The sequence below is a fragment of the Segatella maculosa OT 289 genome (genome assembly GCF_000243015.1).
GTDB lineage: Bacteria > Bacteroidota > Bacteroidia > Bacteroidales > Bacteroidaceae > Prevotella > Prevotella maculosa.
In genome coordinates, this window is sequence record NZ_JH594501.1 from 1 (window position 1) to 17,116 (window position 17,116).

The 17,116-nt window shown below is 47.9% G+C and carries 13 protein-coding genes; 9 read left to right on the forward strand and 4 right to left on the reverse strand.

The window, feature by feature from the left end:
• Positions 1 to 278: 278 nt before the first annotated feature.
• Entirely contained in the window at positions 279 to 2,414 is a 2,136-nt protein-coding gene (locus HMPREF9944_RS02340; RefSeq protein ID WP_008564197.1) for a heparinase II/III family protein, read from the reverse strand.
• 471 nt (positions 2,415 to 2,885) lie between these two features.
• Between HMPREF9944_RS02340 and HMPREF9944_RS02345 the strand changes: the two genes are divergently transcribed.
• From HMPREF9944_RS02345 to HMPREF9944_RS13280, 3 genes are all read left to right on the forward strand, one after another.
• On the forward strand, positions 2,886 to 3,101 hold the full coding sequence (locus HMPREF9944_RS02345; protein ID WP_008564199.1) for a hypothetical protein: 216 nt from the start codon (positions 2,886 to 2,888) through the stop codon (positions 3,099 to 3,101).
• Between the two features lie 39 nt (positions 3,102 to 3,140).
• Positions 3,141 to 4,724 (forward strand): hypothetical protein, encoded by a 1,584-nt coding sequence (locus HMPREF9944_RS02350; RefSeq protein ID WP_008564201.1) that lies wholly within the window; start codon positions 3,141 to 3,143, stop codon positions 4,722 to 4,724.
• 278 nt (positions 4,725 to 5,002) lie between these two features.
• Entirely contained in the window at positions 5,003 to 5,869 is an 867-nt protein-coding gene (locus HMPREF9944_RS13280) for a hypothetical protein (RefSeq protein WP_008564206.1), read from the forward strand.
• A gap of 636 nt (positions 5,870 to 6,505) precedes the next feature.
• Here the strand turns inward: HMPREF9944_RS13280 and HMPREF9944_RS02360 are convergent.
• The gene (locus HMPREF9944_RS02360; protein WP_008564207.1) at positions 6,506 to 6,880 is read right to left on the reverse strand and encodes a pyridoxamine 5'-phosphate oxidase family protein; all 375 of its coding nucleotides are present in this window, start codon (positions 6,878 to 6,880) and stop codon (positions 6,506 to 6,508) included.
• A 182-nt stretch (positions 6,881 to 7,062) separates the two neighbouring features.
• Here HMPREF9944_RS02360 and HMPREF9944_RS02365 point away from each other — a divergent pair, with 182 nt between their 5' ends.
• The 5 genes from HMPREF9944_RS02365 (at position 7,063) to HMPREF9944_RS02385 (ending at position 12,902) form a co-directional block, all read left to right on the forward strand.
• Entirely contained in the window at positions 7,063 to 8,295 is a 1,233-nt protein-coding gene (locus tag HMPREF9944_RS02365) for an XAC2610-related protein (RefSeq protein WP_008564208.1), read from the forward strand.
• 139 nt (positions 8,296 to 8,434) lie between these two features.
• Positions 8,435 to 9,253, forward strand: a complete 819-nt coding sequence (locus HMPREF9944_RS02370) for a bifunctional hydroxymethylpyrimidine kinase/phosphomethylpyrimidine kinase (protein WP_008564209.1) — start codon at positions 8,435 to 8,437, stop codon at positions 9,251 to 9,253.
• A 5-nt stretch (positions 9,254 to 9,258) separates the two neighbouring features.
• Positions 9,259 to 10,923, forward strand: coding sequence for a putative transporter (locus HMPREF9944_RS02375; protein WP_008564210.1), 1,665 nt, complete (start codon positions 9,259 to 9,261; stop codon positions 10,921 to 10,923).
• Positions 10,924 to 11,325: 402 nt separating this feature from the next.
• A complete protein-coding gene (locus tag HMPREF9944_RS02380) occupies positions 11,326 to 12,699 on the forward strand; it encodes a leucine-rich repeat protein (protein ID WP_008564211.1) in 1,374 nt (457 codons plus the stop codon).
• Between the two features lie 11 nt (positions 12,700 to 12,710).
• Positions 12,711 to 12,902, forward strand: coding sequence for a hypothetical protein (locus HMPREF9944_RS02385; RefSeq protein WP_008564212.1), 192 nt, complete (start codon positions 12,711 to 12,713; stop codon positions 12,900 to 12,902).
• Positions 12,903 to 13,437: 535 nt separating this feature from the next.
• Here the strand turns inward: HMPREF9944_RS02385 and HMPREF9944_RS02390 are convergent.
• Positions 13,438 to 14,916 (reverse strand): L-fucose/L-arabinose isomerase family protein, encoded by a 1,479-nt coding sequence (locus HMPREF9944_RS02390; protein ID WP_008564213.1) that lies wholly within the window; start codon positions 14,914 to 14,916, stop codon positions 13,438 to 13,440.
• Positions 14,917 to 15,203: 287 nt separating this feature from the next.
• Here HMPREF9944_RS02390 and HMPREF9944_RS02395 point away from each other — a divergent pair, with 287 nt between their 5' ends.
• Positions 15,204 to 16,748 (forward strand): AraC family transcriptional regulator, encoded by a 1,545-nt coding sequence (locus HMPREF9944_RS02395; RefSeq protein WP_008564215.1) that lies wholly within the window; start codon positions 15,204 to 15,206, stop codon positions 16,746 to 16,748.
• Here HMPREF9944_RS02395 and HMPREF9944_RS13095 read toward each other — a convergent pair.
• Entirely contained in the window at positions 16,715 to 16,855 is a 141-nt protein-coding gene (locus tag HMPREF9944_RS13095) for a hypothetical protein (protein WP_172633971.1), read from the reverse strand. The two genes, HMPREF9944_RS02395 and HMPREF9944_RS13095, sit on opposite strands and share 34 nt — an antisense overlap.
• Positions 16,856 to 17,116: the final 261 nt, after the last annotated feature.

Here is a 17,116-nt window from a genome sequence, read left to right on the forward strand (position 1 = left end):
AAGGTACGCACCCAAAAAGGCACGCACCTCGCTTCTTGTACTACTTCTCTGTTTATCTTAATCCTATCAAAGAACGCTATTTCATCTCGCCTCCGAACAACATCAGGCTCGGAAAGCGAATGCAAAAGTAATACAATTATCAATTACAACCAAATCTTTTTAAAGAAAAGTTTAATATGACAAGAAGAATTTTCAGAAATCAAGACAGAAGACATTTGTTTTTAGCTTATATAAGTTATAGGTATTCATCATTAATTGCCGATATATCAAACCTATTCTTACTGAATTCGACAACCATATGCTTTTGTTTTATCAAAAGTTAAGGTGTGATTTTTGCCCAAATAAGTAAATTTTACACCTATTTGTGTTGCAGTCTCAAAAGTTTCGGTATCAGGCAAATCGGAAAGGTTCTTATCGCCTACTTGGATAATATGCATGAACAAGTCTTCTTTAGAAGCCGTTTGGGGACTCACTTCCATACGCCAATGTCCCAACTGTGGGTGGTTGGCGGGCGGGAGGTTCATATTATATCCGTACTCCTGCGGAGTGAGTTTCGGCAGCGGCCAGTTGCGTCCGTCAGACCAAAAATCCTTCCCACTTCCACCTATTTTAGTAAGCATGGCGTTGGCAGGGTATAATGTACGGCAAATCATCTTGCCTCCGTCGGAGGTTTCCGAGAACTCTCTGTCGCCTTTCATCACAGGCTCGTTGATGGTGTGTATCAACCACGTTTTAGGATAATTCTTGTCGATAGCCGCCACTCTGTCGAACACCACGAAAAGGTCGGGGTAGAAATATATAAACTCACGCACTACCAACGAGGCTTTTTTACTGTTGTAGCTTTTGGTAGCATCGGAGGCGAGATATACATAATCGTCGGTAGTACGCATTTCTTTCAGCACAGAGCCTAATGTACTGCTTTGCCCACCGTCGTTGGGGATAGGTTCGAACTTGTTTTCGGTAGAGGCCCCTCCACCCCAATATCCGGGCATTCTTTCATCGGGCATTCTGATGGTTACGCAGTTATGAGCCACCGTGCGGGCATAGTAATGCGACAGATGCCAGCCGGGTTCGGGGCGGGTGCCCGTATCTAACGCACGGTAACCTTTTTTGTAAATCGTGAAATGGTTGTTGTCGAAGTGCTTATGATAAGAGGTTCTTCCCCCGCTCACAAAAAGAGCATAAGTGTCGTCTGCACCCGTGCCTGAACGCATGATGACTTCTCCCGTCCCATCGAAATACATGGCCCCTTTACCCGGGGATGACGCACCCGGCGTACCTTGAGGATACTTTTGTAAAAAAGGCATAAAGGGAAGGCGTTCCGTATAGTTTTTCTTGTTGAACAAGCCTAACAGACGTTGCACATTGGGAGAGCTCCCATAAAGCGTAGCAATCTCTCTGAGGTGATAATTGATTTCTTTTTCGGGAAGCAAGCAATCGTAATGATAGCTATCGCCGAAGCCAAACTCGCGGTTGCCCGGCAAGCGATTCCAATCGATAAAATTCAAGTATCCGAGTACATAATCCAGCTTCTGAGACATGTCTATGCCTGTCGCCGCCCGGTAGCTTCTGATAAAGTTGAAGTCTGCGACAGGGTAGGCACCCAACGCGTAACCTACACAACCGGTCGACCCTCCGCCGTTTTTACCGATTAACTCGCTGCGGAATTGCGTCATTTTCATATTCAGCTGCAATCCTTTTTGGAACATTTTCTCACACCGTGCGTCGTCGATGCCGTCATTGTAAAAGGTGATGGCGATATACCACGGCAGGGCATCCGTCCCATAGAACCCCGTATTGTATCCGCCCGTATTCTCACGAATGCGTTGGGGACGCAGACCCTCACCGTGCCAAGCAATATCCATCATCACCTGATAGAGGGACTTGCCTATCTTTTCGCGTTCGTCTTGTGTCAGAGCGTCATAAATCCAATCGTAGGCGCATAGCGTGCTGATTTGCGGAAACACATACCAGTCGGCATTCAGATTATTGTCTATACGAATTCTGTAATATTCGATAATCTTTTGCAAGAACTTTTTGGTGTAATCCAGATATTCTTTCTTACCGGTTATGAGATATAACATGGCCACCTGCGAGACCTTGGATATGACCCATCCGTTCTCGGTACCGTTCACCGCCGTGGGATTCGGGAACGAAATGGACCCATGTAGCAGATTGTCTACGTCTTCCTTGGTTTGCCAATAGGTATTGCGAGCCGAAGTCTTTGCCGCACTTTTTATATTCGGAATATCTTCCTTGGTGACGAAAAGCCGCGGATGGCTGGCACGCACAGAATATACAGGACACACCGTGCCCTTGTCGTCGGGTACATCTATAGGGTTACGGCACGAAACCGTCATTATCGTTGCCGACAAAGCGGCTGTCAAAACCATGGTAAACAATGTTTTTCTCATATACAGATTTAGTTTTCAGGTTCTTTCCGCACAAAGATACAACTTTTCAATCAGATTGGAGTCTTTATTTCCATATTTTTCTATCAAGCGGAGTGCAACCAGACCTAAAACATTTTGCCTCGTTTGTTTGGCTGTTCCAAAACAAATTATTACCTTTGCCGTCACAAAACAAAACAGTGTGACATATCGCTTATATATAATAGGTATAGAGACGATACAGAGAAATCGCTCCTTCTCTGCATCTTTTAACGCTTATTATTTGGCTGGTCCAAATAATTTGCTAACACACACACACACACACACACACACACACACACACACACACACACAGGCGAGCGACCATAACACATTACGCGTACGCGCGCGAGGCATGCCTCGCAACCCCTATAGGCAAAGGACTTTCACGGAGTTTCCTTTGTTCCATGACCCATGTCCCATAAGGAGTAATTTACGAATAAAATAGTAAGGAAAATGAGAAAGAAAAAGTATGTAAAACCTGCCTGCACATTCATTGTTACAAAAACGAATTATGGCATTTTAGAAACGACCTCCATGCCGGGCCAACATGAGAAACCCAACCATGAGAGTGGTCCATCACCCATTGGTGGTGCAAAGAAGTGGGGTAACCTTTGGGAGAATGAAGAAGTTCAAAATACCTCTGATAATGAAGCTGACGATGATTTTTAAGAATAGCAACTAATTAGAAATATACAAAAGACTATCAAAATGAAACAGAATATATTCAACATAAAATTGTTTGTAATGCTTTGTGCATGTGCACTTAGCTTTATTTCATGTGTCGAAGAAAACACCTTCAACAAAGAGAAAGACAATACAGGAAAATCAGATATTCCCACCAAACTTACCTCTTTTGTATCAGGCAGTACTAAGACACGTGCTTCACTCGATTATGCTGCTGAAAAATGGTTTTGGGAAAATGGTGACAAAATCTACGTGAAAGATGAAGATGGTAATTGGCAGAGTGGTACCGTGGACGAGCCTCACAAGGAGAACTATACATTTATGCTTTCTGGAAGGTATCTGTCAACGAAAAATTACACGGTATATTTCCCCGGTCATCCAATCTTGAAAAATGACGATCCTGTAACAATTCACGATATGCAAGGTCAGATTTATCCTACCAAGCCATACTTCTCTCAAAGAGGAAACGACTTTGGTATCGGTACAGCCAAGCCACAAATCCCCTTAGGTGAAACAAAATACAACTTCTACTTCACACTTCGTCACCCTACATCCATTCTTGTATTTGAACCAACCACGAGCAATCCTGTTTTAAAAAATTGCACTTTGACACAAATTGAAGCTATATCCGACAACAATATTTGTGGAACCTATACATTAGATCCCACCACATATACATTGGTCGGTAGTGGATCCGGAAAAACGGTTAAACTCCGTACACCAAATGCAGCTTTTTCACCTGATGGTTTCCCTCTAAATTATCCCGACATGAAGGTCTACATGGTCATTGCTCCCGGCACACATAAACTCACCGTACGCTATCAAGTGAGAGATGTAGCCAATAATGTTGAGGGGATTATCACCAAAACTTATCCGGCTTTCACCTACGCTGCCAACAGCTATTACGACATGCCGGTTAATCTTGATATCAAAGACTACTCAACTACCGGATATTACATGTGGGATGCACAACAGAATTATTGGTGGGGGAAAGAAGACCAACAGCCGACTATCCCTCCGGGGCCCGGTGCTTTCCAAGGCCCTTATCCAACAAGCAAAGCGAGTGATCCTCAGCGTTGGTACAATGAAAGCTATCCCGGCAATTATATTCGGAATGATGCACAAACTGCACATTTCAAAACACTCCCAAATGCTAATGAAATGGCATGGTATTGTGTAGAGGGCGACCCTCATTGGGATAAAGACCAACTATGGACTACCATGGGTAAACTACATAAAGGAGGCATGTGGTTTAAGAAAAAAGCGAAAATCTTGGCAGACGAACATATTAATGCAACACAGATGCAGAGTTATCATCGAGACAATGGTGGTAATATTGTTGATTTCCGCACAAATCGATATTCGACAGGACATAATGCAATTATTGGTACTCCTCAAAATCTCACAGACTATTTCTTCTTGCCTGCCTCAACATATTATAGTACAGGTATATTAATGGATAGGATGGGAGTCGTCGGTGACTATTGGTCATCAAGTGCTGTTGCCTATTTACCGCTTACAGCTTACTATATGTATTTCACCAGTAGCAGTGTTGTCTTAGCTTATACAGGGCGTGACTTTGGATTCCGAGTGCAACCCTTTGAATAATATTTTCTATGTGGAAGGGTTGAAATAGAATTAAATATCTTTCTACAAAGCTTATAGGTGAGTTTACCCTCATTCATATATCACACTCGTTCCGACTCCTTTTTTTGAGAGAGTTTCGGGGCGAGTGTTTCATTTTCTTCCCGAAAAACTTGCAAAGGGGATGCAAGATTTTGTATCTTTGTAAAAGACAAGCAGCGCTCGGCAATCTGAAAACAAGCTTTCATTGCGCTCGCTTGCACTGTCTTTGTAAATAGGATAACACTTAATCATCTATCAAAATGGAAAATAACAACACGCAAAGGGTGGGAACGACCGCCCGAAACAACCGCACCATGAACCGCAAAGGTCCCTTCATTCGCTTCGACATCGCGATGCTCAACTCGCTTGACATGACACTCGTGCGTCAGAAATACGGCATCGAGGGCTGGGGAATCGTGCTCTACATCATGAAATGTCTCTTGGAACGCCACACCGACTGCCGCGCTCCGCTTTCCATCGTGCCCGAAATCGCATACCTCTGCCACAAGAGTAAACGCACCATTCTGCAGCTCATTCGCGACTTCCCCGCTTTGTTTGAAATCGAACCCGACGGAAAAACTTTCACGAGCCCTTATCTTTTGCAATTATTTGTTAAATGTTCCGCGAAAAATGAAAAGTCAAACAGCAGTTTAAATAAATTAACAAATGAAACCATTGATAATCAACCTGTTAACGTTCCTAAGAACTATGAACAAGAACAAGAACAAAAAAAGACGACGAAAAGAGTAGAAAAAGTCATCGACGACGAAGACGTTGGCAAGTTGATGGAAAGGGATACCGAGACCAAACCCTCTGATACCTCCCCCAACCCCTCCGAAGGAGGGGAGCGCAAATTGCTTGCAAACTCGGTTTTCCTCCAAATATCGCCACAGACATTCCCGACAATACGTGCACAAAAATGGCTTGCACGCCCAATATTCTTCCGAATATCGCCACGAAGGAACTCTCGAATACAGGCATGCAAGCGGCTTGTACACTCAAAATCCCTCCATTTGCGGCCACAAACGAGACCTCGACTACAAGCGCAAAAGCGGCTTACACGCTCGACACTCCTCGCTGTATTCACGGCAAGGGCAGACGCTATGCTGCATTCGCCAGGCCCGTAAGCTCGGGCTCCCTCCCTTTGGGAGGGTCGGGGTAGGTATTGGGAGAGACTCGGGGTTGGTTTTTGGAGGGTCGGAATAGGTGTTTGGAGGGCCGAAGTGAGTGTCCCGGCTTGCAATATGGCCCATATCGGACTGCAACATGGGTCATTCCACCGTGCGAAATGGGTGAGATTACCGCGCAAAATGGGTGAGATTGGAACGCAAGATGTAAGCTGTTGATTATCAATTTGGTTGACAGCTGACGAGTAGGCTGGTAGACAAGTTTCATACTCGTGGGTATGTAGGGACGCACGGCTCGTGCGTCCGTTGAAACAACCCTGCATATCGTTTGACATTCAACCGGAGTGGGACGCACGAGCCAATGCGTCTAAACTTGCATTTCACCTTGAACGGACGCACGAACCGTGCGTCCCTACATGGGTATAGGAATAGCAAGATACGTTGGACTTTCAAAAGCGGACGCACGAACCGTGCGTCCCTACATGCCTCTTGCCACAAATCATTTTTTAATAGAACTAATCCTAAAGTTCAAAATTCAATGTTCAAACTTCAATGTCAGCAAATCATAAAGTTCAATGTTCAATACTCAATGTTCAAAATCAAAGTCCCTACATGCCCATGTTGGCTGGAACGGACCTAAAGCATCTGCTTGGCAACGTCTACAGTCACCTCTAATACGCTCCTGATGAAAGGATATTTCTGATGCATCATCTCGTAGTCGGGCCCCGTGGTGAGGAACTTCGCCCGCCCTTCTATGCGAAATCCCGTGCCTTGGTAGCCGTTGAAGCCCTCTACGTTGCGTGTGCCTAACGCCAAAAGGACGCGGTTGTTCACCTCGACATTGGCCTCTGTCTTCTTCATTCCAGCGGCGGGAATGAGGATTCTCTCGTCATCCGTCACCACCAAATAGCTGTTCCAAGTGCATGCTAAGTGGGGTTCTGCATGCCCCCATGACACGATTGAGACGACACCTTCATTGCGAATGACTTCGAAAAACCTTTCTGTAAGCATTTTTGTTCCTCTATTTTGTTCAAACAGGTGGGCAAAGTTACGAAATAAAAGTGAGAGTTCGGTGCCGTTTTCTTGCTAATTTGCAGCAAGAAACAGTTGACGTGGCATTTTCTTTTCCTACGGTTTGCATTCTATGATAATTTTCCTATATTTGCAATTGCTATCAGAACACTTTAGAAATCATGACAAAGAAACAGACGATTCTCGTGCTCTTGCTCGTTTTAATGGGCCGGACTGGTTTTGCGAAAGCACCGAACGACAAGCTCAAGGAGCAGCTCCTGCGTTATGACTACAGCCGCGTGCTGCTGCAAAACGACCTTTTGGGCTACATCGGAAACGGGCAACGACTCTACATGCACTTTGATACCATCTACAAAGACCCTGCGAATCCGCATTGCTATCACGTGGCGGGAGCAAGCAAGGTGAAGCAGAATCTGTGTCGTTTTACGGGCAGAATAGACCTTCATTCCTTTGCGCCGAACGAGGAACTCGACCCACACATGAAGCGTTTTTGCCTGAAAGCGCAATACCGGCTGAACGAGGAAGCCGGTCAACATGGTTCAGGTTTCTTTGCAGGACGGCTCACGTCGTACTTCTTCATCTACCAAGATACGGTTTATTATGACACGATTGAAGATGGCATGGACGGCTATAACAACAACCAATTCGAGGGCCGTTGGACCTCTTATCGCACGAAAACGTCGAAGAAAGCGAACTTCGGAGTGGCCCGAATTCCCGACTCCGGCGACCTCGATGTAGGCACAGCAGAGTTTTATGTGACGCCAAACAAACAGCATCTTGGCTGGGAAAGCTATATGAAAGCCTTTGAAACGGAGACTCCCGAATGGCAGAAAGCGCAGGCAGAAGAGGACCGTGAGTGGTGGAAAGGCGACAAAGCGGTTTTCATCTCTTGGCAAGCAAAGACGGAAAACGGCGCATTCAAGCTCGCCATCTACAAGAACGGGCGTTATCTTCAGACGCTCGATTTCGGCAAAAACACCCCGGATTACTGGGTAGACCAGCGCGATTACAACTTCGACGGCCACCGGGATTTCGCGGTTTGGCTGAATGATGTGGAGACGACATGGGTGTTTCTGTGGTCCGAGAAACAGGGAAAATACGTGTATGAGCCTTTTTTCAACAACTTAGAACACCCCACCCTTTTCGAAGAAGCCCGTTGCATTGTAAGCAATCGCTATGTCAACGATGAGCGTATAGAATATGAAATGTATCAGTATGACGGTCATTACCGGCACGTTTCAAGCTTGGTCCAGCGCGGATATACGTCGGACAACCTCCTGCTTGTGCTTTATGACGCAGCCGGAAACCCCGTGCGCGAGGTGAAAAAGCCCACGTTCGAACAGCTCACTCCACTTTGGCAGAAGTTTGCCGTGCTGTATCACCTCGGCTATTGAGCGTGGTTTGAAAGGCAATAGGCCCCATCGTGGCCGCTCATTCCCGTTATTTTAGAAGGCAAAATGTAATTAATTCGTTCGTAAAGGCGTTGTATCTCAACTTTTTACTACCTTTGTCTGCGATTACAGCAAAGTAAGAATGAGCAAGAAACAAATTCTTTTGATCAACGACATGGCGGGCTATGGCAAAGTAGCCACGGCCGCCATGCTGCCTATTCTGTCTTATTTCGGCCACCCGACCTATAATCTTCCGACGGCATTGGTATCGAATACGCTCGACTATGGCAAGTTTAATATCCTTGATACCACGGACTATATACAAGGCGTTTTCCCCGTTTGGAAGGCCTTGGGCTTTAGGTTTGATGCCATAGCCACGGGCTTTATCGTCAGCGAAAGACAGGCTTCTATCGTGTCACGCTACTGTCTTGAACAGGCAGAAACGGGCACAACAATCTTCGTGGACCCTATCATGGGCGACGAAGGCAAGCTCTATAACGGCGTAACCCCGGCCACCATCAAGAGCATGAGGGCCATGTTGAGCGTGGCACATCTGTGCTATCCCAACTACACCGAAGCCTGTTATCTGACCAATTGCACGTATTTTCCTGACGGTGTGAGCCTTGATGAAGCTTATAGCCTGCTGGATCATCTGCGCAAGATAGGTGCGAAATCGGCGCTCATCACGAGCATTCCCGTAGACGGGAAGCCCGCTGTTGTGGGCTATAACCACATGGACGATACGTATTTCAGGCTGGGCTACGATGAGATTCCCGTTCATTTTCCCGGCACGGGCGATATTTTTTCGGCCATACTCATCGGGCATTTGCTTGATGATAAGCCCTTGACTGTTGCCACACAAAAGGCTATGGACGGTGTATATGAGCTGATTCTCCGCAACAAAGACAATGCGGATAAGAACCGAGGTATACCTCTTGAGCAGTATTTGAACATTCTTTAGCGGATATGGACTGGATAAATAGTCTCTTCACCACGCACTCTTCCATTCAGACCGTGGTTGTGCTGTCAATGATTATCGCGTGTGGTTTGGCATTAGGAAAGCTCAAAGTGATGGGCGTTTCCCTTAGTATTGCCTTCGTATTCTTCGTGGGTATCCTCGCCGGACACCTTGGGTTTAGTATCGATCCCGTGGTACTTGACTATGCTGAAACGTTCGGATTGGCCATCTTTGTCTACTGTCTTGGATTGCATGTCGGGCCGAATTTCTTTGGTTCTTTACGCCATGAAGGCATGTCAGAGAACCTTTGGAGCCTTGCCATTATCATTGTCGGGACGCTCTTTTCCCTGCTGCTTATCCCCCTGACCGGGGTCAGTTTGCCCGACATGGTGGGCCTTCTTTGCGGTGCAACCACCAACACACCGGCCCTCGGTGCAGCCACTCAGGCCCTCAGCCACTTGGGAATGAGCAGCGGAACCGTGGCACTTGCCACCGCAGTTTCCTATCCCTTGGGTGTCTTGGGCGTGATCATTGCGATGGTGATTCTGCGCAAATGCTTTGTCAAACCGGCCGACCTTGCATTGCGATCTGTGGACAGTAACGACCACACTTACATTGCCGAATTCGAAGTAATCAACCCGGCTACGACCGAAAAACGCATCATTGACGTGTCTCATATGACCCATCTGAAGTTCATTATCTCGCGTATTTGGCGTGGCAACGAGGTCATTGTGCCCACCGCAGAGACTGTTTTGAAGGCCAATGACGACCTGCTTGTCATCACCAACAAGGAAGACGAAGGGGCCATGGAAATCCTCTTTGGTCGCAAAATCAATAAGGATTGGAACAAAGAAGCCATCGATTGGAATGCCATCGACACGCAGGTTGAGAGTCGGGTTCTCGTGCTTACGCGCACCGGTCTCAATGGGAAACGCCTCGGAGAGCTGCACCTTCGCAAGTCGTATGGGGTGAATGTGAGTCGCGTTATTCGTGGAGATATCAAGCTATTAGCCACAGAAGACCTCCGTCTTCAATATGGGGATCGCGTCACAGTCGTAGGACAACGCGAGGCAATCAACCACGTCGAGGGTTACTTCGGCAACTCCGTTAAGACCTTAAACGAGCCAAATATCGGCAGTATCTTCCTTGGAATCATTCTCGGTTTGGCCCTTGGGACTATCCCGATCAGCATTCCCGGCATGGAAAGCTCCGTCAGATTGGGCATTGCCGGTGGCCCTATCATCATGGGAATCATCATCGGTGCACTCGGTCCCAAGCTGCATTTCATCTCTTATACCACGCGTTCGGCCTCGCTGATGCTACGCAAACTCGGACTGAGTCTCTATCTGGCGTGCCTCGGACTCGATGCCGGAAAAGACTTCTTTGGCACGGTTATGCGTCCGCAAGGCCTGCTTTGGGTGGGTATCGGTGCCTTGATTACGATTGTTCCCGTGCTCATTGTGGGGCTGATAGCCCTGAAAACGAAGAAGTTCGACTTTGGAACCATCTGCGGAATCCTATGCGGCAGCATGGCCAACCCCATGGCCTTGGGCTATGCCAACGACACTTTAAAGGGCGATACCGCCAGCATCAGCTACGCATCGGTGTATCCTTTGGGCATGTTCGTGCGTGTCATCATCGCCCAAATCATCGTAATGTTCTTCGCAACGTAATAACGTAGGCATCATGACTCATATTTCTTTTCTGATTGTTTGGCCATTCCGATTTTTTGTCTTACCTTTGCCGGCGTTATGATGTTAGCATTTGATGATAATAAGGTTATAAGCACGATGCAAAGAAACTTCGATTTCTCTGCATCTTTTAACGCTTATTATTTGGCTGGTTCAAATAATTTGCTAACACACACACACACACACACACACACACTGCAGACCTATGACTAAGGTACGCGCATACGCGCGCGTAATATACGCAGCATATTGTAAAAACAATAGGTTACAAAGCTGTTTTTCGGAATATCCTTACAGGATTTTCCAAGATTTTTTGTGTTCTTTTTCCAATCGGGAAAGGGAAACAACAAGCACTCTTCGTATAATCATTTAATCAAAAATAATATGAAAAGATTGTATTTACTCATCTTCTCGCTTATCGTAATATTTACGACCAAGGCACAATCGCCCACGGAGTTCACACAGAACATCAACGGCGTGACCATCACCTATAAAATCATCGACCAAGCCAACCGCTATGTTGAAGTGTCGGCACAATCGGGTGGAGTATTCACTCCGCCACAACTGACCTTTCCTGAAGCGGTGTACAAATCGGGGGAGACTCAACCCTACACCATTACTAAGATAGCAGGCGGTATATTCAATGGAACATTAGGGCAAGGTTGGACGGCAGGTGACGGAACTGTAACCATTACCTTTCCATCTTCTTTGGAAGAGATAGGTTGGATGGCATTCGCTCATGCCTATGACGTTAAGGAAGTGGACCTAAGCAAATGTACCAAGCTGAAAAAACTCGAAGGACTGAATTTTCATCGCGGTAAGATTACTAAGCTTTCTCTGCCCGAAGGGTTGGAAAAAATTGGTGAGCATGTATTTGATGACAATAAATTAGTTTCAGTTGATATTCCCTCTACGGTAAAAGTAATGAATGGTGGTGCCTTTGGGCAAAACCCAATGCTGAAAATAGTCAATCTCCGCAAGGTGCCTGTCGTTCCTATAAGTGATTTGAGTATTGGATTTGGAGACAGCTCTCCTCTTGAAGGTGCAGACCCAAATCTCAAAATATACGTCAACACCGACCTGACCGGACTTTATGCAACAGCAAGAGGCTGGTCTGATGAAGCTGGGAAGTATATAGAAGCCATCGACATGAATGCTACCGGCTATGCATCTCTGTATCTTGAGAATGAGAACTTCCTCGTGCCTACGGGGTGCACAGCCTATATCATCACGGGCATCACGCCCAGCGGAAGTCCCACTACGCCCGACCAAGCCGTGGTGAAAGCATTCGGCGCAGGTAAAATCATTCCTAAACAAACCGGTTTCATCTTGCAAGGCGCACCCAATACAACGATTGAATACCGCGCAGCCGTCACGGGAGCGGAAGAAAGCGTATCCGGAAACATGCTCATCGGTACCGCCACAGCACAGGAATTCAGTTCCGCCGGCAATAAATACTATATCCTTGCCAATGGCGGCGAAGGTATCGGCTTCTATAAGCAGGGCACACGCGACGGAGCTTCCATCAAACTGGCCGCTCATCGCGCAGGTCTCTGTCTGCCCGATGCCATAGCACCTGCCAAAGGATTTATCGTTGATTTCGAGGCTGCCCGCAGTGCAGGCCAAACCACAGGCCTCCGCAGTATCGGAACCACGAAGACATCGGGGGAAGACATCATCTATGACTTGCAGGGCCGCCGCATCACCCACCCCACACACGGCATCTATATCATCAACGGAAAGAAAGTTCTCAAATAAACGAAACGACAATGAAACGAAAATATATCACACCGGTTATCGAAGTCGTCCATTTGCTCACCAACGACAATATCGCACAATTTGTTGTAAGCTCCAAATCAGTAGGAGAAAACGAAGGACTGGCCAAGCCCGAGTCCTCTGATTTCGAAGAAGAAAAGGAGGAAGAAACCACAACTGTGAAATACAACCCATGGGAAGATTGAGCATGAGCCACGGGACGGCTTTCAGAAACATCCCCATCTAATTAAAAAAAGATATAGATCTTTTTGCAAAAACATCCCCATCTAATTGCAAAAACATCCCCATCTTTTTGAAAAGAGAGGGAGAGGAGCCTCCCAACCCCTCCCAAAGGGAGGAGAGTTACAAGCTTGCGAGGAATTAGTTTGCACGCTGTTTGTGCTCCCCTCCTTCGAAGGGGTTGGGGGAGGCTCCCGGGCTCCCAGCGGGAAGTCTCCTTGGGGAGGGCGGACGACTTACCTGTATTTAATCAAAATCAAAATTCACCTTATGATTAACTCGCTTGTCTGTGTGCCCTCCCCGCTTTAATACACACCCGGAAGCCTCTCCCAAAAGCCCACCCCCGAAGAGGGAGGGGAGTAAAATGCAAATAGACCTTGCGAACACTTTAGTTCGCAAGGCCTATTTTTGTTTATTATGTATTGTTCATCATTAGCCCGCAAGCTCGGGCTCCCCTCCCTCTTCGGGGAGGGGCCGGGGGAGAGGCTTTTGCGGTGAATATCACTTAAACGGGTTTTCCGTCGGATAAGGCAGGCTTGCGGGTTGGTTATAAGCGATATCTTTGATGCCAAGATACTTAAACACCTCGAAAAGTGTCTTGCCCACGTGATCGAAAGCCACAGCCCCATGATGCGGATAGCCCTTCTCTACGAGCACATGACGGTAGAAACGGCCCATCTCGGGGATAGCGAATATACCGATACCACCGAAAGAACGCGTCGGAACATCAAGCACTTCACCCTCGGCGATGTATGATCTGAGGTTGCCTTGCGCGTCACATTGCAGGCGATAGAAGGTCACCTTGCTGGCTGCAATGTCCCCTTCGAGCGTGCCACGTGTGAAGTCTGGCGTGCCTCCATTCTCCAAAAGACGGTTTTGAATGAGCTGGAATTTGATGGCACGTGTGCTACACATCTTGCATTCGGGGGTGTTTCCGCAATGGAATCCCATGAAGGTATCGGTCAGACGGTAGTCATATTTGCCCTTAATATCCTCGTCATAGATGTATTGAGGCACGGAATTATTGATGTCAAGAAGGGTCACTGTGTCGCCCGAAGCACACATTCCAATGTACTCAGACAGCGCACCATAGATGTCAACCTCACATGCCACAGGGATGCCACGGCTCACCAATCGCGAGTTAACATAGCAGGGTTCGAAACCGAATTCCTTTGGAAATGCGGGCCAACATTTATCGGCAAAGGCCACAAACTCACGTGATCCTTTGTACTGATCTGCCCAATCCAGCAACGTAAGTTCAAACTGAGCCATGCGCCGACTCAGGTCGGGATAGAACTTACCGCAGCCCATTTCGTTGGCCATATCCTCGCAAACTGCGTCGATACGCGGGTCATTTTCGTGTGCTTTATAGGCCACCAAGAGGTCCAATTCGGAGTTTTCTTCAACCTCTACTCCCAGTTCGTAAAGTCCCTTGATGGGTGCGTTGCAGGCAAAGAAGTCCTGCGGACGCGGACCGAAAGTAATGATTTTCAAGCCTTTCAGACCGATGACCGTGCGCGCAACGGGCACGAATTCGGCCATCATTCGGGCCACATCTTCGGCCGTTCCCACCGGATATTCGGGGATATAGCCCTTGATGTGGCGCATACCAAGGTTGTAGGAGCAGTTCAACATGCCGCAGAAAGCGTCGCCACGACCATTGATCAGGTCGCCATCTCCCTCGGCTGCGGCCACGAACATACAGGGGCCGTCGAAGTATTTTGCGATCAATGTCTCGGGTGTCTCGGGGCCGAAGTTGCCCAAGAACACCACCAATGCATTGCAACCGGCCGCTTTCACTTCGGCAACGGCCTTGAGCATGTCATGCTCGTTCTCCACGGTTGTCTTGCAATTAAACAGTTCGCCCTTGTAAGCTTCTACGATGTTTTCGCGCCTTTTAGTAGACAGTGCGATTGGAAAGCAGTCACGGCTGACGGCAATAATGCCCAGCTTGACCGTTGGGATGTTCGTACTTACCATATCAATTCCTCTTATTCGTTAGATTGTTTATGTTTTCACAGACAAAGATAGCTAAAATTTAATGTCGTGATACTTTTTTCATTGTTTTCTTGGCTGCTTCTAACTATCTTTAACCTTTAGTGTAATGACAACACTGTACAGCCCGCGTTCTTTGTCAATAGCAGCCTCCAAGCTCGCAAACCGATGGAGCATGCGGGCAGAACGCTTTTCATATATCCCCCATGTTTTTTTGAACTTATCGGATTTTATGCTATCTTTGTCATTGTTTTCATCAAGAATACGAACGTATGAACAAGTCGCTTGCCATCATAACAGCCTTTCTTGCGTGCTTCCTCCTATGCTGCTGCCAAGGAAAAGAGGGGAAGCGGTATGTCATCGGCGTGTCGCAATGCTCGGAAGATATATGGCGCGACAAGCTGAACGAGGAGCTCAAGACGGCCACTTTCCCTGAAGATGAGGTGTCGTTGCAGTTTGCTTCGGCCGATGACAACGACACGTTGCAAATCCGACAGATAGAACAATTCATCAAAGAAGGCGTAGACTTGCTGGTCATTTCGCCCAATCAGGCGCACGCCATCACGCCCGTTGTCAACAAAGCCATGCGGAAAGGCATTCCCGTTATCCTTTTCGACCGCCGCACAGACGGTGCATACACGGCCTTCATCGGGGCGAACAATGTGGAAATAGGCCGGCAAATGGGCGACTTTGTGGCCCGACAAACAGGCCATCGCGGCTCCGTTGTCGAAATCATGGGGCTGAAAGGCTCCTCTCCGGCGGCCGACCGGCACCGCGGTTTCATGCAAAGCATCGCCAAATATCCGGGCATCAAGCTCGTCAGTCTGCAAGGCGATTGGACGAAAGCAAGCGGAAAGCGCGCCATTTTAGACCTGAAACGACGCCAAGGGGCCGACTTTTGCGCTACAATCGACTATGTCTTCGCCCAGAACGACCGCATGGCAATGGGCGCACTTGAGGCAGGCGTGCTCGGCAAACGCACCAAATTATGCGGCGTCGACGCCCTTCCCGGTCCCGAAGGTGGCATGAGGCTCGTGGCCGATAGCGTACTCTCGGCCTCTTATATCTATCCCACGCGCGGCGACCTTGTGCTGAAACTGGCCCTGAACATACTGAAACACCGGCCCTACAGCAAGGAAAACCTGTTGCAATCGGCCCTCGTCACGCCCGACAAAGCACCGCTGATGCGCATGCAGGCCGACGAGATGAACATGCAACAACAGCGCATTCAAGACCTTCACAAGAAGCTCGACCTCTTCTTTGTGCGCTATCATCATCAAAAGGTCTACCTGCTTTTCACGGTAATTATCCTCATTCTGCTCGTCGGCATCTTTATTTATGTCTACCGAATGGCCGTCTATCGCCACCGAATGACCGAGAAAGCCATCACCGAAAAGCTGCAACACTACATGCAACTCAACGAGCAGCGCAACCGAATGGAACGCCTTGCCCAACTGCCCGCAGCCGAATCAGCCGACAATGTGCTCGATGCCGACACCAAATTTATGAACCGTATCTTCGATTGCATCATCAAAAACCTGTCCGATTCAGCCTTTAGTGTCGAGCTATTGGCCGCACAATTGGGCATGAGTCGCGTGCAGCTCTACCGCAAGGTGAAGACCATCACCGACTCATCGCCCGTGGAAATCATTCGCATCACGCGCTTGCAGCAGGCCGACCGACTGCTCCGGCAAGGCGGAATGAACGTTTCGGAGGTCTCTTATGAAGTGGGTTTCTCCTCTCCCTCCTATTTTTCGAAGTGCTACAAAGAGCATTTCGGCCATCAACCTACGGCATCGGGCACGCACGCCGAATAGCCGTTGCCCCGCAATACGCCCATGATAGCGATGCAGGGACGCACGGCTCGTGCGTCCACACCACGTGGTTGACGAGTAAACAAGTAGACGGGGTGAACGAGTTGCATGCTGCGAGGCATGTAGGGACGCACGGTTCGTGCGTCCGCGCAAGGAGAATGAAACACAAGTGCAGGATTGTTAGAGCGGACGCACGAGCCGTGCGTCCCTACATGCATTCGAACGGAGTGGAGTGTCGCTCCTATTGATTATCAACGACTTATACCTTGCGTTCCAATCTTGGCCATTTTGTACGGTAATCCCAGCCATTTCACCGCGCAATATAACCCATATTGCACGGTGAAATGGGTGAGATTGGAACGTCATAGGGC